Genomic DNA, 17,588 nt, shown 5'->3' on the forward strand with positions numbered 1-17,588 from the left:
CGGCCTGATGATCAACCGCCCGGCCGCACACGGAAATCCTGACAGTCCCGAGGAGAGGGAGCGCGGGATTGGCCTCTACTCCCCTCCGCGTCTCCGCGCCTCCGCGTGAACCAAAATCCACAACGCGCCACCCCCCCCGCACACCCCCTCTGCGCCCTCTGCGCCTCTGCGCGCCCCAAAAAGAATCCACCCAAGCCGGATAGCGCAACCCGCCACCAATGCGATAAGCCCAACCCATGAAGCACCTCCCCGCCCTCCTCCTGCTCGCGCTCGCCGCCTGCTCCCCCACCGCGCCCAAGGCGGAGAAGGCGACCAGCCCCGCCAGCCAGCAGCAGGTCCTCCTCCCCCTCGTCATCAGCACGGCAACCGGCACCCACCGCTTTGCCGTGGAGGCCGCCCTCACCCCGCAGCAGCAGGAGCAGGGCCTGATGTTCCGCAAGTCGCTGGAACCGGACGGCGGCATGCTCTTTCCCATGAACCCGCCGCGCACGGCCAGTTTCTGGATGAAGAACACGCTGATCCCGCTCGACATGCTGTTCATCCGCACTGACGGCACGATCGCCTTCATCGCCGCCAACACCACGCCCTATTCGCGCGAGCCCGTCTCCGCCGGAGTCCCCGTCGCCGCCGTTCTGGAACTGCGCGGCGGGCGGGCGGCGGAGCTTGGCATCGCGCCGGGGGACCGGGTTGCCTGGGGCCGCTGCGCCGATCCGGCGGGCAAGGGTCCGGCCGGGCTCGATTTCTGTCCGTCCCGCGCCCGGTAACGCCATATCCGCCTTGCCAATCCCCCGCCCCGGCCTTAAGCGCTTCGCCCATGGGAATCCTGGCCAAGATCTTCACATGGTGGAACGGCGCCACCATCGGCACCGCACTCTACACCTCCCGCAAGGGCACGAAGGTGGGAGAGGACCATCAAGGCAATATCTATTATGAAGGCGGCGCGGACTCTTATGGCCGCACCCGCCGCTGGGTGATCTACAACGGCAATAACGACGCCAGCCGCGTGCCCGCCGAATGGCATGGCTGGCTGCATCACACGATCGAAGGCACGCCGGAAAGCTGCCTGCCGCCGCCGCGCATCTGGGAAAGGGATTTCACCCCCAACGCCACCGGCACTCCCAACGCCTACCGCCCCTCCGGCGCGCTGGAAAAGGGCGGTCACCGGCAGAAGGCGACCGGCGATTATGAGGCGTGGAGCCCCGACGCGTCATGACCCTGCGCCGGGCGGGGGCGTTCCTGCCGATCCTGCCCAGCCTGCCATTGCTCGGCTGCGCCCTGCTTCTGGCGGGCTGCGGCGATGACGATATCCCCGCCGCGAACCAGACCGGACCGGTGCGCATCGAACGCACCCCCATCCGCAACGGCGAAAATTCGGCCCTGCCCGGCACGCCCATGAGTGAGCGGGTCGCCGTGATCGGCCTGCTCAACAAGCGAAACGGCCTGACCCGCGACCTGACGATGAAACCGGGCGAAGCGCTGCGTGTGGGCGACGCCATCGTCCGCCTGCAAGCCTGCGAGACGACCGCGCCCTGGGAAAATGTGCAGGAAACCGGCGCTTTCGTTCAACTGGACGTGCGCAGCAGCGCCGATGGCAAGTGGCGGCGCAATTTTTCCGGCTGGCTGTTCCGCGAACGGCCCGACCGCAATGTCGTGCAGCACCCGGTCTATGACGTCTGGGTCAGAAGCTGCACGATGTCCTGGCCGGATGCTGGCCCCGGCACGGTGAAGCTGGGCGGCAAGGGCGAAGCGCCCTCCTCCTCCTCTTCCGCCAGAGCGGCCGGGCCCGACAGCGGCGCGAACGCCAGCTCCGCGCAGCTTCCCGAACCGCCCGCCAGCACCGCCCGGCCGGAACCCAGCGGCACATCCTCAACCGCCGCCGCCAACAATTGAAGATAGTCGCGCTGGCTGATCTCGATCGCGCCCAGCGATCGCAGATGATCCGTCATGAACTGGCAATCCAGCAGCGTGAAACCGCCGAAGCGCATCCGCGCGGTCAGCCACGCCAGCGCCACCTTTGACGCGTCCGTCCGGCGCGACACCATGCTCTCGCCGAAAAAGGCGCGGCCCAGCGCCACGCCATAGAGGCCGCCCACCAGTTCCTGCCCGTCCCACACCTCGACGCTGTGGGCAAAGCCGATCTCATGCAGGTGGCGGTAGGCGCTTTCGATCTCGCGGTTGATCCAGGTGGACGGCCGGTCCTCCGCCGCCTGCGCGCACAGCGACACGATGCCCGCGAAATCCCGGTTGGCCGTCACCCGAAAGCGCTCCTGCCGGATGGTCTTGGCCAGCGAATGGGAGATATGGAAGCCATCGAGCGGCATGATCGCCCGCCGCTTCGGCTCGATCCAGTAGACCTCCTGCGCCTCCCGGTCATCGGACATGGGAAACACGCCGATGGCATAGGCCTGCAACAGCACCAGCGGATCAATCGTCATCGGCCATGAATTTAGGGAAAGATGCGCCGCCGCGCCAGTGCGACTTCGCCCCTCCCCACGATTATCCGCAGCACTGGGGCGCTTCCCCGTCTTTCCGTTGCCAGGGCAGGGCCGCCGGGGCATCCTTTCCGATCGGAGAGGTGCAGCATGACCATCACCATCACGGCCTTCGAACAATCGCCCGATCGCGGCCAGGGCCTGGCGCGCGACATGCCGGTGCGCTGGGCGCTTGAGGAAGCGGGCCTGCCCTACGCCGTCCGCCTCCTGTCCTTCGCCGCCCTGAAACAGCCCGCGCATCTGGCGCATAATCCCTTCGGACAGATACCGGCCTATGAGGAAGGCGATCTCATCCTGTTCGAATCCGGCGCGATCGTGCTTCACATCGCGCAATCCCGTCCGGGCCTGTTGCCGCAGGACGCGAACCCCCGCGCACGCGCCATCATGTGGATGTTCGCCGCGCTCAACACCGTCGAACCGCCCATCGTCGAACATTCCATGGCCATGCTGCTGGAAAGCGGAAAAAGCTGGTCGGCAGAGCGCCAGCCCATGCTGGAACAGCGCATTCGCACGCGGCTGGAACAGCTTTCCAACCGGATGGGAGAGGCGGACTGGCTGGACGGCGCGTTCAGCGCTGGCGACCTGATGATGGTGGCCGTCCTGCGCAGGCTGCACGGTTCCGGCATATTGAATGACTATCCCGCTCTCTCCGCCTATGTCGCCAGAGGCGAAGCCCGCCCCGCCTTCCAGCGCGCCTTCGATGCCCAGCGCGCGGTGTTCCTGGCCAGCGCCGGTCCTGACTAGCCTGCCTCCTGCTCCTCAACTCGGCAGGCTGACAGCGGCTATACCGGATCAGACGCGAACATCGGCAGGGCGCGAACCTCCGCAAGCGGCAGGCCGATGCCGAAAAGGTCTGCAAGAATGTCGCGATACTCCTCCGGCCCGTCAAGCTGGCGTCCTTCCGTCTGTCCACCGCGATAGAGGCTGAGCCGCGCATCCGTCAGCGCCGCGAACCCGTCCGGCAGCACCCGGCTGACGATGCACAGGCTCGTGAAGCGCGTGCCCGGCCGCGTCGCCGTCCAGTGATTGCACTGCTCGATGTCCACCGGGGCGACTTCGCGCAGGGAAAAGCCATATTGCGGCTGCCATCCCGATCCGGCCGACCGCCCGTCCGTGGCCGCCGACACGCCGTCGCGCTCCAGCAGCCATTCGCCGTCCGGGTCGCCCGGCACGGCGCAGCGGCGCAACCGATGCCGCGCGCCATCGGGCGTTTCCGCCTCCGCCCCATCCTCCAGCGGCATGGGTGGCGTAAAGCTGCCGCCAAAGCCGGTGTCGGCCACCCAATGGCGGCCATCCAGCGTCACCAGCACCAGCATATGGGTGCGCGGCGGCACCTCATCCGGCGCGCCCAGCCACACACGCGCCAGCAATGGCCGGGCAGTGAAGCCCAGCGCGGTCAACGCCTGCACGAACAGGCCGTTCTGCTCGAAACAATATCCGCCCCTGCGCGCGCGAACCAATTTGGCCCTGACCGCCGCCGGAGATATGTCGATTCCTCGCCCCAGCGGAATGTCCAGATTTTCGAATGGAATGGCCAGCCGGTGCGCCCGCTGCAACAAACGCAGGCCATCCAGACCGGCCACAGGTGCGGCCCCGACACCGATCCGCGCCAGATAATCGGAAAGCTCGCCGGAGTTCATCGCGCGCCTCTCATTCCAAAAAACCTCCCCATCCCCGATGGAGAGGGGGGCCATCGGCCAAGCGAAGGTGGAGGTGGAGGGGAAAATAGGAAATGTCAGCCCACTTCCCCTTCATCACGGAAAAATCGGCTCCCCAAAAAATTCCGCTGTCCTACAACCCGTCCTCGCTTCTATACCGCCACCGGCTCTTTCAACCGTCAAACCGGAAATAGGAAATTTCGCCGAAAACCGCGCTTTTCCGCGGTCCTGTCGTGTCACCTATGTAACCCATTTCCTACGCGCAGACCTTCCCTCCAACCCCATCATTTGCGCGGAATACGGCGGGCGCTCGCCAGATGATGGGCATGCGTGATCGCCACCGCCAGCGCATCCGACGCATCAGGCCCCGCGACCTTCGCGCCGGGCAGCAACCGCGCGACCATAGCGTGGACCTGATCCTTCGACGCGTTACCGACGCCCACCACGGACTTTTTGACGAGCCGGGCCGCATATTCGCCCACCTCCATGCCGGACCGGGAAGCGGCCAGCAGCACAACGCCGCGCGCCTGCCCCAGCTTCAACGTCGATTGCGGGTTCACATTGACGAACACTTCCTCGACCGCCGCGCCATTGGGCTGATGCTCCAGGATCAGGTCTGTCAGCGCCAGATCGAGCGCCAGCAACCGCGTCGCCAGCGCCATCGCGGCATCCGTCTTGATCTGCCCGTTCGCGATATGGCTAAGGCGATTGCCATCAGCCGCGATCAGCCCCCACCCCGTGGTGCCCAGCCCCGGATCAAGGCCAAGGATGATCAAATCCCCCTCCCGCTGGCGGGAGCGGCAAAGGGAGGGCATGTTCGGGAAAGCAGCCTAGCAGCCCCTCCCCCGGCCCCTCCCGATGACGGGAGGGGAGATGCACTCAACCCAGCTTCTCCATCACCGCGTCGGACACTTCATAATTGCCCCAGACGGTCTGGACGTCGTCATCGTCTTCCAGCGTATCGACCAGCTTCAGCAGGGTCGCGGCATTGGCTTCATCGACCTCCACCGTCGTCTGCGGCTTCCATGCCAGCTTCGCGCCCTCGGCCGGGCCCAGCTTGGCCTCCAGAGCCTTCGCCACTTCATGGAGCGCGTCCATGGCCGTCCAGATTTCATGCTCGTCTTCGTTCGACACGACATCGTCCGCGCCCGCCTCCAGCGCGGCTTCGAAAATCGCGTCGGCATCGCCCGCGCTCGCCGGATAGGTGATCAGGCCCATGCGGTCGAAGCCATGACTGACCGCGCCCGACGCGCCCAGATTGCCGCCATTCTTGGAAAAGGCGGTGCGCACGTTGGTCGCGGTGCGGTTGCGATTGTCGGTCAGCGCTTCGACGATGATGGCGACGCCGCCGGGGCCATAGCCCTCGTACCGGATCTCCTCATAATTCTCCATGTCGCCGCCCAGCGCCTTGTCGATCGCGCGCTGGATATTGTCCTTGGGCATGGACTGGGCCTTGGCGGCGTTGATGGCAAGGCGCAGGCGCGGGTTCATGTCCGGGTCGGGCAGACCCATCTTCGCCGCCACGGTGATTTCGCGGCTGAGCTTGGAGAACATCGAGGAGCGCTTCTTGTCCTGCGCGCCCTTGCGATGCATGATGTTCTTGAATTTGCTATGGCCGGCCACGGCCTGCTCCTAATCTTGTCTGTGATCCGAAGCGGGCTCTCTAGCGGGCGTCCTGCCCAAGCGCAACTAGACGAGGATGGCGGTGCCCGAAGCGGACACCATCAGCATCGATCCGTTGGACCCCAGCACCTCATAGTCCAGGTCCACGCCGACCACAGCATTGGCGCCCAGCGCCGCGGCCCGCGCCTGCATCTCGCCAATGGCCTGCTCACGGGCGCGTTGAAGGACATCCTCATACGCTCCCGACCGGCCGCCGACGATATCGCGAATACCCGCGAACAGGTCGCGGAAGAGGTTGGCGCCCACGATCACCTCGCCGGTGACGATGCCGAGATAATCCTTGGCCGGCCGCCCTTCGATGGACGGCGTGGTGCTGACGATGATCCCGGACATGAGCGCTCTCCCTGATTAAGTGGTTATTCGATCCCCAAGGCGTTCTTGTATGTTTCCAGCAGCGCTTCGGCTTCCATCCGGGCGTTGCGCTCCATCTTGCGAAGGCGGACGATCGACCGCATGGTCTTCACGTCATAGCCATTGGCCTTGGCTTCCAGATAGACGTCCTTGATATCGTCGCCGATGCCCTTCTTTTCCTCTTCCAGGCGCTCGATGCGCTCGATGAAAAGGCGTAGCTGATCTGCGGCGACGTTGCCCTCGCTCATTTCTGTCTATCTCCGGCTGAATGTGAATCGGTTGGTGAACGCCTCTAATGGCTGTCGGCGTTCTTCGCCACACTCTCCTGCATCTTTGTGATCTGTTCGGGCGTCGCTTCGCTCTGATAGCGCTGCTTCCATTCGGCGAAGGGCATGCCATGGATGATCGCGCGCGCTTCCTCCCTGCTCATCGCCCCGTCCGCTTCCGCAATCCAGTCGGCCAGGCAGTTGCGGCAGAATCCCGCCGTTCCCATGAGATCGATATTCTGAACATCGGTGCGATGCTGCAAATGCGCCACCAGCCTGCGGAAGGCGGTTGCGGCAACCGCATCGTTGAGCATATTGTCGGCCACGGCGATCCTTTCGCTGGTCTACATAATCCTGTCGTGCAGCACGGATAATCCAAAACGGCGCCTTGGCAAACCAGGGGCTATCATGACGATCAGGAGCTTTTGAATGACTCGATTACCGCCCCGCTCGCGCAAGGTTCGGATATTAGCGACCCTTGGCCCCGCGAGCGACAGCCAGGAGATGATCCGGGCTCTCTTTGTCGCAGGGGCAGACGCCTTCCGCATCAACATGAGCCATGGTTCGCATGAGGATCATGCCGCGCGGATCGCCATCATTCGCACGCTGGAAAAGGAATTTGGCCGCCCGACCACGATATTGGGCGATCTTCAAGGGCCCAAGCTGCGCGTCGGAACCTTTGAGCGCGGCCTTGCCGTGCTGGAAACTGGCGCGGCCTTCGTGCTGGATCGTGACACAGCGCCGGGGAATGCGGATCGCGTGAACCTGCCCCACCCCGAAATCTACGCAGCGCTGCTGCCCGAAACCCGGCTGCTGCTGGACGATGGCAAGCTGGTCCTTCGCGTCAAGAAAGTCACATCCGATCGCATCGACACGATCGTGGAAGTCGGCGGCGCGCTGTCCAACCGCAAGGGCGTGAATGTGCCCGATGTCGTCGTGCCGGTGCCCGCCTTGACCGAAAAGGACCGCCGGGACCTGAGCTTCGCCGTTGAGCAAGGCTGCGACTGGATCGCACTCAGCTTCGTGCAGCGGCCGGAAGACTTGGCTGAAGCACGCAAGCTGATGGGCGGCCACGGCGCACTGATGGCGAAGATCGAGAAGCCCTCAGCCGTGCAGCGGCTGGAGGAGATATTGGAACTGGCTGACGGAGTGATGGTGGCGCGCGGCGACCTGGGCGTCGAACTGCCGCCTCAGGCTGTTCCGCCGTTGCAGAAGCAGATCGTCGCCACCGCGCGGCGCATGGGACGGCCTGTCGTGGTCGCGACGCAAATGCTGGAATCCATGATCAAGTCCCCCACCCCGACGCGCGCCGAAGTGTCAGACGTGGCGACGGCGGTCTATGACGGCGCGGACGCCATCATGCTGTCGGCCGAAACGGCGGCTGGCGACTGGCCGGAAGAAGCGGTGGCGATGATGGACAGCATCGCCCACAGCGTGGAGCACGACCCCGGCTATTTCGCGCGCCTGCACTTCACCGAAACAAAGCCCGATCCGACCACCGCCGACGCTTTGGCCGAGGGCGCGGCCGGGATCGTGTCCGTCGTCGGGGCGAGCGCCATCACCTGCTTCACCTCTTCGGGCAGCACCGTGCGCCGCGTGGCGCGCGAGCGCCCAATGACGCCGATCCTCGCCCTGACACCGCGACAGGACACCGCGCGCAAGCTGGGCCTGACCTGGGGAGTCCATGCGGTGCGGACCAAGGACATCGGCAATTTCGAGGAAATGGTTGGCAAGGCCCGCCGGATGGCGCTGCGCCACGACATGACGGAAAAGGGCGGCAAGATCGTGGTTCTCGCCGGCGTGCCGTTCGGAACGCCGGGATCGACCAATGTGCTGCATGTCACCGCCGTGCGCGGCGATGAACTCAAGGGCCGCGATTAGGACTATAACAGGTTCAAGGCCGCCAGTTCCGCCCTTAGCGCTGCCGCGCCGCGGAACAGGTGGCCATGCATCCCCTCCGCCTTCGCGGCGGTAACATTCTCTTCCCGGTCATCCACGAACAGCGCCTGCCCTGCGCACACGCCAAAGCGGGCAAGCGCCAGTTGATAAATGGCCGGGTCGGGCTTCACCATCTTTTCCGCGCCGGACACGACGATATCGCGGAAGGGCGCAAACAATGCCTGCTCCCGCGCATGAAAGGGCGCCCAGAATTCTGCGCTGAAATTGGTGATGGCGAACAGCGGAACGCCATTATCGTCCAGATCGCGGACGATCTCCGGCATGCCATCAACCGCAGGCGCCACGCTGTCGATGAACCTTTCGCCCCACAGCTGGATCAGGCTGGCGTGATCGGGATGGCGGGCAATCAGTTCGGCGCTGGTTTGTGCGAAAGGCGTTCCGGCATCATGCTGGAAATGCCATTCAGGGCTGACGACATCCCGCAGAAACGCATCGAGCGCCTGATCGTCGGGGATCAGACGCTCGTACAAGAGCCGGGGATTCCAGTGGTAGAGGACATTGCCGACATCGAAGATGACGGCCGTGACCTCCGCCATGGATCAGCCCTGGCGTGCCTTGAAGCGGCGATTGGTCTTGTTGATGACGTAGGTGCGGCCGCGGCGGCGGATCACGCGGTTATCCCGGTGACGGCCCTTGAGCGACTTGAGCGAGTTGCGGATCTTCATGGAAGCCAGCCTTTGATGAATCTTGCTTGATCTAAAAATCGAAGCGCAGCCCCTATGGGCGGGCACGCGCAAAGTCAAGGGCGGTCAACCTTCTTTACCGCTGTTCATCCTGCATGCAGCGGAGCTGTGGCTTCACGCGTTGAAGATGGAAATAGGAATGCCAGCGCCGATCTTTCCGGGGCGGTCATCGCGAATTGGAGATCATTCATGGTGAAGAAGATCATCCTGCCGGTCTTGTCCACGCTCTTCCTGGCGGCGTGCGCGACGGCGGTGCCGCCGGTCGAAGTCACGCGATTCCATGTCGGCGATCCGGCGCGTAGCGGCTCGATCAGCGTGGAGGAAATGCCCGGAAATCCCGACGTCAGCCTGGAATTCCGCACCTATGCCGCCGCGGTGGAACAGGAGTTGCAGCGGGTTGGCTTCACAGCCGCCGCTCCCGGAACCCGGAGCGAATATGTCGCGCTGGTCGCGTTCCGCCGCTCTTTTAGGCCCACCGGATATGATGCGAGCGGCCGCCCCGTCAGCGTGGGCGTCGGCGGAGCGGTCGGCAGCGGCGGCTATTCGGGACTCGGGCTAGGCATCGGCATCAACCTGTCGGGCAAGCCCAAGGATCAGGTGACCACTGAGTTACAGGTGCAGATTCGCCGCCGGTCGGATTCCACGACCATCTGGGAAGGGCGCGCCCTTTCGCAGGTCCGCGAAGGCTCGCCCGCCGCCCAGCCCGGCATAGCCGCGCAAAAGCTGGCTTCCGCGCTGGTCGGGGGCTATCCTGGTGAATCAGGGCGCACTATAACCGTTAAATGACCATCTCCATCACGAGCGGCTTTGACAGCGGCAATATTCGCGTTCTTTCCATTTCCGATAGCGGCACGGCCGTCAGGGCAGAGCTTGAAATCCGCAAGGACCGGCAAAGCGACTTCTATCAATGGTTTCATTTCCGCGTATCGGGCATCGCCGGACGCGCCGTGGAATTGGCGATCACCAACTGCCGCGAATCGGCCTATCCCGATGGCTGGCCCAATTATCGTGCCCGTATCAGCGAAGATCGCGAAAGCTGGCGGCTTGCCGAAACACACTATTCAGACGGTACGCTGACCATTCGCCTGCCCGCTGAGGCGAACACGCTGTGGGTGGCCTATTTCGCACCTTATTCGATGGAGCGGCACCATGACCTGATCGCCTGGGCATCCGTACAGCCGGGCGTCACGCATCGCGAACTCGGCCTCACCCTCGATCAGCAGCCGCTTGACCTGCTGACGCTGGGCGACGGACCCAAGCAGGTGTGGCTCTATGCCCGCCAGCATCCCGGCGAAAGCATGGCGGAATGGTGGATGGAAGGCGCGCTGGACCGGCTGTGCGACCCGGAAGACGCGGTTGCTCGCCTCCTTCGCAAACAGGCGACCTTTCACCTCGTGCCCAACATGAATCCCGACGGCAGCCGGCGCGGGCATTTGCGGACGAATGCCGCTGGCGTGAACCTCAATCGCGAATGGCATGAGCCATCGATGGAGAGAAGCCCCGAAGTCTTCCTTGTGCGCCAGGCGATGGACCAGAGCGGCGTGGACTTCGCCATGGACGTGCATGGAGATGAGGCGATACCTGCCGTGTTCCTGGCGGGATTTGAAGGTATTCCCTCGATCACCAATCGACAGCTGGAACTGTTCCACCACTACCGCGAAACGCTGGCGCTGCGAACGCCCGATTTCCAGACACGCATGGGCTATCCGGTTGCGGCGGAGGGCAAGGCCAACCTCACCATGTCCACCAATCAGGTCGCCGAACGCTTCGGCGCGGTGGCGATGACATTGGAAATGCCCTTCAAGGACAATGACGACCTGCCCGATCCTGAATTTGGCTGGTCACCCGCTCGTTCGATGCAACTCGCCAAGGATTGCCTGGCGGTGCTCGCGGAAATGATCGGAGACATCTGAAACGGGCGCGCGGCTTCCGTCAGTCGAACAAATCGGCCAGAAAGTCCCGCATCGCGCGGTAGCTGCGGCGATCGGCGGCGGGCTGATAGACCAGCCCGCGGTCAGGCATGTTCGCATCATGGTCAGTGAAGGCATGGCCGGTATGACCATAAGCGTGAACCTGCCAATCGCATCCCGCTTCGGTTAATTCGCGCGCCAGCGCCAAGGCGGATTCGGGGGGCGCGAGCGGATCATCCCATCCATGGCATATCAACAATTTCGCGGTAATCGGCGCGCTGGCGAAAGGCGGCGGATCATAGATGCCATGGAAGCTGACGACGCCAGCGATATCGGCGCCGCTGCGGGCAAGATCCAGAACGCATTTGCCGCCAAAGCAGAAACCGATCGCGGCAGTGCGCGCCGGATCGACCTCCGCCATGTCCTTCAAAAGTGCATGAACGCGGCGGAGTCGCTCACGCAATAGCGCCCGGTCGCGGTTGAGTTCGGCCATATAGAGGCCGGGATCAGGATCAGCACGGCTGGTGCGCTTGCCCTGCCCATAGAGGTCAGCGACCAGAACGGCATAGCCAAGCGCCGCCAGCTTTTCGGCATAGGCGAAATCAGCTTCCTTGCTCCCCAGTGCATTGGGAAAGAGCAGGATGCCCGGAACAGGCGTTGACCGGCTATCGTCGAACACCGCCATGCTTTCGAACGTATCGCCATCGCTTTCATGCAGGGTGACGCGGCGGATAATGGTCATCAAAGGCTCCCTTACAGCGTGCCGAAGCCAGGGGCTTCGCCTCGCGCGTTGCGGTCGATCCTTCGCGGACGCTTCCAGCCGATGCGCGGACGCTTGCGCAGCCGCAGCGTCGGCCAATCGCCCCGGTCAGCGCGTTCAGCAAGGCGCATGCCTTGCGCACGATAGGCGGCTAGCACCGCGTCGGCCTGTTCCCGCAGCAAGCCAGCAAGGATCAGCGTACCGCCTTCCTCGATCACCGCACAAAGCGACGGGGCGAGTTCGATCAACGGACCTGCAAGAATATTCGCGATCACAAGATCATAAGGCGCGCGCTGCTCGATCGCAGGATGATCCACTCCCGCTGCGGCATAGAGCGCTACCTGGCCCATGCCGGTGCCGATCACCACGCCATTGGCGATAGCATTGTGCCCGCTAATTTCGACCGCGACGGGATCAATGTCGGAAGCAGTCGCATAGGCGCGGGGCCACAGATGCAGCGCGGCAAAGGCAAGCAGCCCCGTTCCCGTGCCGACATCCGCCACATTGCCGAACCGCATTCCGATCCGGCGCATCCGGTCCAGCATGAAGAGGCACCCCGCCGTCGTTTCATGCTGCCCGGTGCCAAAGGCGCGGCCTGCTTCGATCAGGAAATTGACGTGACTCGCCTCTTCGGGATCGGCCGGACGGTTCCGCACATGGAAGCGGCCCGCGGTAACCGGCTCAAGTCCCTGCTGGCTGAGCGTTACCCAATCCTCATCGGGAAGCAGCTCAACCTGCGGCTGCATGTCCGCTGCACTCGGCACCAGACTGCGGAGCAACTCTATTGCGGCAGGGTCGGGTTTGCCTTCGAAATAGGCGTCCAGCCGCCAAGCATTTTCATCATCCCCGCCCGCCTCGCTGGTCATCAATACTGGAGGCGAATCCATCGCGGCGAAGGTGGCGATTTCGCCGTCCAGCGCCTCGGCCTCCGCGCGGGTGCAAGGCAGAGTGACTTTCCAGCTTTGCGCAGGGGGAGCAGCGGCATCATTCATGCCGCCGCTTTAGCCCAGCGCGGCTGGCAGGAAAAGCGTCAGGCGACCTGCCGTCCGAACTCCGATGATTCATGACGCAGGCTGGCGAGCTTGCCTTCCACGCTCATGAAGCCGCGTTCCAGCTGGTCAATCTCGGACGCTACGACCTCGGTATCCTGACGAATGGCCGAAATGGTGGTCGACATCGAGTCGGCGGCCAGTGCGGTTTCATCGACCGCTGCGGTGATCATGGTGACGGTCTGCGCCTGGGCATCCATGGCATGGCGGATGCGCTCCGCGCAGGCCTGGACTTCGCCTACCGTGTCGCGGATGCGCTCGTTGGTTTCCACCGACTGCCGGGTGGAGGCCTGGATGTCAGCGATCTTACCGGCGATATCGTCGGTCGCCCGCGCCGTCTGGTTGGCGAGGCTCTTGACCTCCTGCGCGACGACAGCGAAGCCGCGGCCAGCATCACCCGCCCGCGCCGCTTCGATGGTGGCGTTGAGGGCCAGCAAATTCGTCTGTCCGGCGATGTCGCGGATCAGGCCCAGGATCGATTCGATGGACTTCGCATGTTCCGACAAGGTTGCGGACATGGTGACGGCCTCGCCCGACTGGCGCGCGGCGCGCTGGGCGACGCCGGCGGCGCTTTCGACTTCCGAACGGGCATCCTCGATCGCGCGGATGAGACCGGCCGATGTGCGGGCGGCTTCCCGCATCGCCAGAGCCGACTGTTCGGCGGCAGCCGCGACTTCCGACGCCTTGCCCAGCATGCCGCGCGTGGCGGCGGAGGCGTCCTTCGCCTGCTCGCGCAACGATTCGCCCAGTTGCGAGCAGCCGTCAATCTCACCCATGATCCGCTGTTCGAACAAAGTGCCCATCCGCTGCCGATGGTCCCGCTGCGTTTCCGCCTCGTCACCCGCAAAGGCGTTGGTCATCAGGCTGGCGTCAACCATGCCCACCATGACGACGATGTCGAGCAACCGGTGGCGCGTCGCATCGTCCGCAGCCTTTTGCCAGATGAGGCTGGTAATCCGCTTGTTTGCATCGGACACCGCTGTCAGCACTGCACCGAGCGCCAACCCGCGCTTGCGGGCAAGACGGACGCAGGCGATCGACGAGGTTGCCCAGCTGCCCGCTTCATAGAAGCTGAGCTTCTGGCGGACATATTCATGCGCCTCCGTTTCGATCTTCGCGATGGTCGACGCAGGCAAGGCGGCGCGCAAGTTCGACTGCGTCATGTAGGAATCGAAGAAAGTGTGCGCGATGGTGGAAGCGTTCTCGCCGACCAGATCGCGTATTTCGCGTAGCCCGGCCGCCAATTCGCCGGTGGGATCGATCTCCGCCATGCTTGCGATCATGGCGCTCTTCGGAGTGGCGACGGACGTCATATGCGGCAAACCTCAATGTCTTTCCTTGTCGGCAACGTGATAGCGCAATCTGGTTAATCAGTTCTTAGCCGTGACTTTTCGCCGCATGGATAGGGCGGGTTGCCCTCTTGACCGATCGCTCCTAAGGGGACGGGACTCAGGGACAAGCTTCAGGGACGGAGTAACCATGGCGCGAAACAACAGCCGGCCGCTCTCGCCGCATTTGACGATCTGGAAATGGGGGCCGCATATGGCGATCTCCATCCTGCACCGCATCACCGGAAATGGTCTCGCCACTGTCGGCGTGATGGGCGTCGTATGGTGGCTGATGGCGGCCGCGACCGGCCCGGATGCCTATGCAACCTTCATCAAATGCGCGACTTCGCCGATCGGTTATCTCGTCATGATCGGCATCAGCTGGTTCTTCTTCCAGCATATGATGTCAGGCATTCGCCACTGGGTGCTGGACATGGGCGCGGGCTATGAGCTGCACACCAACAAGACATGGTCGCTGGTGATCCCGATCCTCTCCACTCTGGCCACGATCGCGCTGTGGGCCACCATCTTCGCGGGGAAAATCTGATGGGCAATGGAACCGGAATCGGCCGCGTCCGCGGACTTGGATCGGCCCGGCATGGCGCTGGCCACTGGCTGACGCACCGCTATACCTCGGTCAGCAACCTGCTGCTGGTGCTGTGGCTGGTCTTCAATCTCGCCACCCTGCCCGGCCTCGATTATGAAAGCGTGCGCAACTGGATCGCCAATCCGCTGGTCGCCGTGCCGCTGATGCTGATGCTAGTCAGCGTTTTCTGGCACCTGCGCCTGGGCATGCAGGTCATGCTGGAGGATTATGTCCATGACAAGGGACTGAACTTCTTCTCCATCCTGCTCCTCAACTTCTACACCATCGCCGGCGCGGCTGCCGGTATTTTCGCCATCGCGAAGATCGCATTCGAGGGGGCTGCTTCCTGATGTCCGAAGCCTACAAGATCATCGATCACACCTACGACACGGTCGTGGTGGGCGCGGGCGGCTCCGGTCTCCGCGCGACCATGGGCAGTGCCGAAGCGGGTCTGAAGACCGCCTGCATCACCAAGCTGTTCCCGACCCGCAGCCATACCGTGGCGGCGCAAGGCGGCATCGCGGCCAGCCTTGGCAACAATTCGCCCGACCACTGGACCTGGCATATGTACGACACCGTCAAGGGGTCGGACTGGCTGGGTGACCAGGATGCGATCGAATATATGGTGCGCGAAGCGCCCGCCGCGGTCATCGAGCTGGAACATGCCGGGGTGCCGTTCAGCCGTAACGAGAATGGGACGATCTACCAGCGCCCCTTCGGCGGCCACATGCAGAATATGGGCGCTGGCCCGCCGGTGCAGCGCACCTGCGCGGCGGCCGACCGGACCGGGCATGCGATGCTGCACGCGCTCTATCAGCAGTCGCTGAAATATGACGCTGACTTCTACATCGAATATTTCGCGATCGACCTGATCATGGAAGACGGCCCGAATGGCAAGGAATGCCGCGGCGTCATCGCCATCTGCATGGAAGATGGATCGATCCATCGCTTCCGCAGCAAGGCGGTGGTGCTGGCGACGGGCGGCTATGGCCGCGCCTATTTCTCCGCTACTTCGGCGCATAGCTGCACCGGCGACGGCGGCGGCATGGTGCTGCGCGCGGGACTGCCGCTCCAGGATCTTGAGTTCGTGCAGTTCCACCCCACCGGCATTTACGGCGCGGGCGTTCTGATCACTGAAGGCGCACGCGGCGAGGGCGGTTACCTCACCAATTCCGAGGGGGAGCGCTTCATGGAGCGCTATGCTCCCTCGGCCAAGGATCTGGCGTCGCGCGATGTCGTGTCGCGTTCGATGGCGATGGAAATGCGCGAAGGGCGCGGCGTCGGTCCGAACAAGGACCATATCTTCCTGCACCTCGACCATATCGATCCCAAGGTGCTGGCCGAACGCCTGCCGGGCATTACCGAGAGCGGCAAGATCTTCGCGGGCGTGGACCTGACGCGCCAGCCGCTGCCGGTGACCCCCACCGTCCACTACAATATGGGCGGCATCCCCTGTAACTATCATGGACAGGTGGTGACCAAGGTTGGCGACGATCCCGAAGTCGTGGTGCCGGGCCTCTATGCGGTCGGCGAAGCGGCCTGTGTGTCGGTCCATGGCGCGAATCGCCTGGGCTCCAACTCGCTGATCGACCTTGTCGTGTTCGGCCGTGCGACCGGCCTGCACCTTAAGGAAACGATCAAGCCCAATGAGTCGCACCGTCCGCTGCCCAAGGACGCGGCCGATCTGGCGCTGTCGCGTCTCGACCATTACCGCAACGCCAAGGGCGGTTCGCCCACCGCGAAGATCCGCCTGGAAATGCAGCACACGATGCAGAAGCATGCCGCCGTGTTCCGCGACAGCGCGTTGCTGGCCGAAGGCGTCGAGAAGATGGCGCAGGTCAATGCGCGGCTCCAGGATGTCGGCGTGTCGGACCGCTCGCTGATCTGGAACACCGACCTGATCGAGACGCTGGAGCTGGACAACCTGATGTCCCAGGCGGTCTGCACCATGGTCAGCGCGGAGAACCGCAAGGAAAGCCGGGGGGCGCATGCCCATGAGGATTTCCCGAACCGCGACGATGAGAATTGGATGAAGCACACCGTCAGCTGGTTCGACGGCTGGGGCGGCAAGGGCGGCAAGGTCAGCCTGGATTACCGTCCGGTGCATGATTACACGCTCACCGACGAGGCGGAATATATCCAGCCCAAGGCCCGCGTTTACTGATCGGGCTTCCGGCATGGTTTAAAAATGAGGGCGGGCTGCGAAGTCCGCCCTTTTTCTTTGACCGGAGCGGAGGTCGGGGCGCTGGTCTGCCCTGCCCCATGTTGTAGGATCAGGGTGACATAAGTGACACGACAAGGCCGCAGAAAACCGCGCTTTTCGGGACCCGGTTCCAACATATTATGTTAAATTTCAAAGAGCGGGACAAAGCCTAGCGCGGACATCGGCCTGTAGGACAGAGAAATTTTCAGCGGCCGCGCGGCTTCGCGCATTCCGCCAGAGAATTTCTTCAGCACCCGCGCGAGCCGCTTTGCCCACCCCGCCGAAATGGGGCATGATCGTCTTGCACAGAAGCGTCCGCATGAAGGCTTCTCGGCCGTCACCTCGGATTCTTCGACACGCAAAGAACAGGCTTGATCCGAGGTCCGTTGCCTTGGCAGCATCGGAGAAGAAGCGCCCCCTTGTTTTGGCGATGGGCCCAAGGGTAACAAGCGGGGAGGCCGCGTCGTTTGCTGGCTTCCTAGCAGCTTTGAGCGCCCGGACAGATTGGCGAGAGGCAGTTCCCCGGATCGGACGGTGCAGAGGGCGGCGAGCTAAAGGGCACGCCGGGCAGCGGGGCGGCCGGTTGAGCAGCGGGTGCGCCTGCCGATGTTACCGCTGTTGCTGATCGAAAGGGGCCACGCCCCGCTCCGCGCTGATCTG

The 17,588-nt window shown here is 63.8% G+C and carries 21 protein-coding genes and 1 pseudogene; 10 read left to right on the plus strand and 12 right to left on the minus strand.

Annotation, left to right across the window (positions count from 1 at the left end; all coding sequences use genetic code 11):
- Positions 1-236 precede the first annotated feature (236 nt).
- From ET21_RS0100860 to ET21_RS28320, 3 genes and pseudogenes are all read left to right on the plus strand, one after another.
- Positions 237-764, plus strand: coding sequence for a DUF192 domain-containing protein (locus ET21_RS0100860; RefSeq protein WP_030538213.1), 528 nt, complete (start codon positions 237-239; stop codon positions 762-764).
- Positions 765-814: 50 nt separating this feature from the next.
- Positions 815-1,213 (plus strand): NADH:ubiquinone oxidoreductase subunit NDUFA12, encoded by a 399-nt coding sequence (locus tag ET21_RS0100865; RefSeq protein WP_021239907.1) that lies wholly within the window; start codon positions 815-817, stop codon positions 1,211-1,213.
- Positions 1,214-1,458: 245 nt separating this feature from the next.
- Positions 1,459-1,629: pseudogene (locus tag ET21_RS28320) on the plus strand (DUF2155 domain-containing protein); the annotation flags it as partial.
- 35 nt (positions 1,630-1,664) lie between these two features.
- Here ET21_RS28320 and aat read toward each other — a convergent pair.
- Positions 1,665-2,435: a leucyl/phenylalanyl-tRNA--protein transferase gene (gene aat / locus ET21_RS0100875; RefSeq protein WP_021239909.1), complete on the minus strand. Its 771-nt coding sequence runs from the start codon at positions 2,433-2,435 to the stop codon at positions 1,665-1,667.
- Between the two features lie 147 nt (positions 2,436-2,582).
- Here aat and ET21_RS0100880 point away from each other — a divergent pair, with 147 nt between their 5' ends.
- Positions 2,583-3,236 (plus strand): glutathione S-transferase family protein, encoded by a 654-nt coding sequence (locus tag ET21_RS0100880; protein ID WP_030538215.1) that lies wholly within the window; start codon positions 2,583-2,585, stop codon positions 3,234-3,236.
- A gap of 38 nt (positions 3,237-3,274) precedes the next feature.
- On the opposite strand, the gene ET21_RS0100885 is transcribed toward ET21_RS0100880, so the two are convergent.
- From ET21_RS0100885 to ET21_RS0100910, 6 genes are all read right to left on the minus strand, one after another.
- Positions 3,275-4,132: an arylamine N-acetyltransferase gene (locus tag ET21_RS0100885; protein ID WP_030538216.1), complete on the minus strand. Its 858-nt coding sequence runs from the start codon at positions 4,130-4,132 to the stop codon at positions 3,275-3,277.
- Positions 4,133-4,434: 302 nt separating this feature from the next.
- A complete protein-coding gene (gene ruvC, locus ET21_RS0100890; RefSeq protein WP_030538217.1) occupies positions 4,435-4,926 on the minus strand; it encodes a crossover junction endodeoxyribonuclease RuvC in 492 nt (163 codons plus the stop codon).
- A 103-nt stretch (positions 4,927-5,029) separates the two neighbouring features.
- The gene (locus tag ET21_RS0100895) at positions 5,030-5,773 is read right to left on the minus strand and encodes a YebC/PmpR family DNA-binding transcriptional regulator (protein WP_030538218.1); all 744 of its coding nucleotides are present in this window, start codon (positions 5,771-5,773) and stop codon (positions 5,030-5,032) included.
- 66 nt (positions 5,774-5,839) lie between these two features.
- Positions 5,840-6,166, minus strand: a complete 327-nt coding sequence (locus ET21_RS0100900; protein WP_021239914.1) for a heavy metal-binding domain-containing protein — start codon at positions 6,164-6,166, stop codon at positions 5,840-5,842.
- Positions 6,167-6,189: 23 nt separating this feature from the next.
- Positions 6,190-6,432, minus strand: coding sequence for a GapR family DNA-binding domain-containing protein (locus ET21_RS0100905; protein ID WP_021239915.1), 243 nt, complete (start codon positions 6,430-6,432; stop codon positions 6,190-6,192).
- Positions 6,433-6,476: 44 nt separating this feature from the next.
- The gene (locus ET21_RS0100910; protein WP_021239916.1) at positions 6,477-6,776 is read right to left on the minus strand and encodes a DUF1244 domain-containing protein; all 300 of its coding nucleotides are present in this window, start codon (positions 6,774-6,776) and stop codon (positions 6,477-6,479) included.
- A 103-nt stretch (positions 6,777-6,879) separates the two neighbouring features.
- On the opposite strand from ET21_RS0100910, the gene pyk reads away from it, so the two are divergent.
- The gene (gene pyk / locus ET21_RS0100915) at positions 6,880-8,331 is read left to right on the plus strand and encodes a pyruvate kinase (protein WP_030538220.1); all 1,452 of its coding nucleotides are present in this window, start codon (positions 6,880-6,882) and stop codon (positions 8,329-8,331) included.
- Positions 8,332-8,333: 2 nt separating this feature from the next.
- On the opposite strand, the gene ET21_RS0100920 is transcribed toward pyk, so the two are convergent.
- Positions 8,334-8,945: an HAD family phosphatase gene (locus tag ET21_RS0100920; protein ID WP_030538221.1), complete on the minus strand. Its 612-nt coding sequence runs from the start codon at positions 8,943-8,945 to the stop codon at positions 8,334-8,336.
- A 3-nt stretch (positions 8,946-8,948) separates the two neighbouring features.
- Positions 8,949-9,074, minus strand: a complete 126-nt coding sequence (gene ykgO, locus ET21_RS0100925; RefSeq protein ID WP_004210176.1) for a type B 50S ribosomal protein L36 — start codon at positions 9,072-9,074, stop codon at positions 8,949-8,951.
- Positions 9,075-9,281: 207 nt separating this feature from the next.
- Here ykgO and ET21_RS0100930 point away from each other — a divergent pair, with 207 nt between their 5' ends.
- Positions 9,282-9,878: a hypothetical protein gene (locus ET21_RS0100930; RefSeq protein ID WP_030538222.1), complete on the plus strand. Its 597-nt coding sequence runs from the start codon at positions 9,282-9,284 to the stop codon at positions 9,876-9,878.
- A complete protein-coding gene (locus ET21_RS0100935) occupies positions 9,875-11,005 on the plus strand; it encodes a M14-type cytosolic carboxypeptidase (RefSeq protein WP_030538223.1) in 1,131 nt (376 codons plus the stop codon). The genes ET21_RS0100930 and ET21_RS0100935 overlap by 4 nt, the downstream gene beginning before the upstream one ends.
- A gap of 19 nt (positions 11,006-11,024) precedes the next feature.
- Here ET21_RS0100935 and ET21_RS0100940 read toward each other — a convergent pair whose 3' ends face one another.
- Genes ET21_RS0100940 through ET21_RS0100950 form a run of 3 tightly spaced genes read right to left on the minus strand, consistent with a single transcriptional unit; the run spans position 11,025 to position 14,124 of the window.
- On the minus strand, positions 11,025-11,744 hold the full coding sequence (locus ET21_RS0100940; RefSeq protein WP_030538224.1) for a dienelactone hydrolase family protein: 720 nt from the start codon (positions 11,742-11,744) through the stop codon (positions 11,025-11,027).
- Between the two features lie 11 nt (positions 11,745-11,755).
- The gene (locus tag ET21_RS0100945; RefSeq protein ID WP_030538225.1) at positions 11,756-12,754 is read right to left on the minus strand and encodes a 50S ribosomal protein L11 methyltransferase; all 999 of its coding nucleotides are present in this window, start codon (positions 12,752-12,754) and stop codon (positions 11,756-11,758) included.
- A 38-nt stretch (positions 12,755-12,792) separates the two neighbouring features.
- A complete protein-coding gene (locus tag ET21_RS0100950; protein WP_030538226.1) occupies positions 12,793-14,124 on the minus strand; it encodes a methyl-accepting chemotaxis protein in 1,332 nt (443 codons plus the stop codon).
- A gap of 166 nt (positions 14,125-14,290) precedes the next feature.
- Between ET21_RS0100950 and sdhC the strand changes: the two genes are divergently transcribed.
- Genes sdhC through sdhA form a run of 3 tightly spaced genes read left to right on the plus strand, consistent with a single transcriptional unit; the run spans position 14,291 to position 16,889 of the window.
- On the plus strand, positions 14,291-14,686 hold the full coding sequence (gene sdhC / locus ET21_RS0100955; protein ID WP_030538227.1) for a succinate dehydrogenase, cytochrome b556 subunit: 396 nt from the start codon (positions 14,291-14,293) through the stop codon (positions 14,684-14,686).
- Positions 14,686-15,075, plus strand: a complete 390-nt coding sequence (gene sdhD, locus ET21_RS0100960) for a succinate dehydrogenase, hydrophobic membrane anchor protein (RefSeq protein WP_021239925.1) — start codon at positions 14,686-14,688, stop codon at positions 15,073-15,075. Before sdhC ends, sdhD begins: the two co-directional genes overlap by 1 nt.
- Complete coding sequence (sdhA, locus tag ET21_RS0100965) at positions 15,075-16,889, plus strand: succinate dehydrogenase flavoprotein subunit (protein WP_021239926.1); 1,815 nt, start codon at positions 15,075-15,077, stop codon at positions 16,887-16,889. Before sdhD ends, sdhA begins: the two co-directional genes overlap by 1 nt.
- Positions 16,890-17,588: the final 699 nt, after the last annotated feature.

Origin of the sequence: Sphingobium sp. DC-2, from assembly GCF_000722555.1 — a bacterium.
Classification (GTDB): Bacteria; Pseudomonadota; Alphaproteobacteria; order Sphingomonadales; family Sphingomonadaceae; genus Sphingobium; species Sphingobium quisquiliarum.

What these genes read in the sequence shown, in the direction of transcription:
- sdhD (WP_021239925.1), top strand. Translation starts at nt 14,686, where the DNA reads ATGGGCAATGGAACCGGAATCGGCCGCGTCCGCGGACTTGGATCGGCC.
- ET21_RS0100930 (WP_030538222.1), top strand. Translation starts at nt 9,282, where the DNA reads ATGGTGAAGAAGATCATCCTGCCGGTCTTGTCCACGCTCTTCCTGGCG.
- pyk (WP_030538220.1), top strand. Translation starts at nt 6,880, where the DNA reads ATGACTCGATTACCGCCCCGCTCGCGCAAGGTTCGGATATTAGCGACC.
- sdhC (WP_030538227.1), top strand. Translation starts at nt 14,291, where the DNA reads ATGGCGCGAAACAACAGCCGGCCGCTCTCGCCGCATTTGACGATCTGG.
- ET21_RS0100950 (WP_030538226.1), bottom strand. Translation starts at nt 14,124, where the DNA reads ATGACGTCCGTCGCCACTCCGAAGAGCGCCATGATCGCAAGCATGGCG.
- ET21_RS0100945 (WP_030538225.1), bottom strand. Translation starts at nt 12,754, where the DNA reads ATGAATGATGCCGCTGCTCCCCCTGCGCAAAGCTGGAAAGTCACTCTG.
- ET21_RS0100860 (WP_030538213.1), top strand. Translation starts at nt 237, where the DNA reads ATGAAGCACCTCCCCGCCCTCCTCCTGCTCGCGCTCGCCGCCTGCTCC.
- ET21_RS0100880 (WP_030538215.1), top strand. Translation starts at nt 2,583, where the DNA reads ATGACCATCACCATCACGGCCTTCGAACAATCGCCCGATCGCGGCCAG.
- aat (WP_021239909.1), bottom strand. Translation starts at nt 2,435, where the DNA reads ATGACGATTGATCCGCTGGTGCTGTTGCAGGCCTATGCCATCGGCGTG.
- ET21_RS0100940 (WP_030538224.1), bottom strand. Translation starts at nt 11,744, where the DNA reads ATGACCATTATCCGCCGCGTCACCCTGCATGAAAGCGATGGCGATACG.
- ET21_RS0100935 (WP_030538223.1), top strand. Translation starts at nt 9,875, where the DNA reads ATGACCATCTCCATCACGAGCGGCTTTGACAGCGGCAATATTCGCGTT.
- sdhA (WP_021239926.1), top strand. Translation starts at nt 15,075, where the DNA reads ATGTCCGAAGCCTACAAGATCATCGATCACACCTACGACACGGTCGTG.
- ET21_RS0100885 (WP_030538216.1), bottom strand. Translation starts at nt 4,132, where the DNA reads ATGAACTCCGGCGAGCTTTCCGATTATCTGGCGCGGATCGGTGTCGGG.
- ET21_RS0100865 (WP_021239907.1), top strand. Translation starts at nt 815, where the DNA reads ATGGGAATCCTGGCCAAGATCTTCACATGGTGGAACGGCGCCACCATC.
- ET21_RS0100905 (WP_021239915.1), bottom strand. Translation starts at nt 6,432, where the DNA reads ATGAGCGAGGGCAACGTCGCCGCAGATCAGCTACGCCTTTTCATCGAG.
- ET21_RS0100920 (WP_030538221.1), bottom strand. Translation starts at nt 8,945, where the DNA reads ATGGCGGAGGTCACGGCCGTCATCTTCGATGTCGGCAATGTCCTCTAC.
- ET21_RS0100900 (WP_021239914.1), bottom strand. Translation starts at nt 6,166, where the DNA reads ATGTCCGGGATCATCGTCAGCACCACGCCGTCCATCGAAGGGCGGCCG.
- ykgO (WP_004210176.1), bottom strand. Translation starts at nt 9,074, where the DNA reads ATGAAGATCCGCAACTCGCTCAAGTCGCTCAAGGGCCGTCACCGGGAT.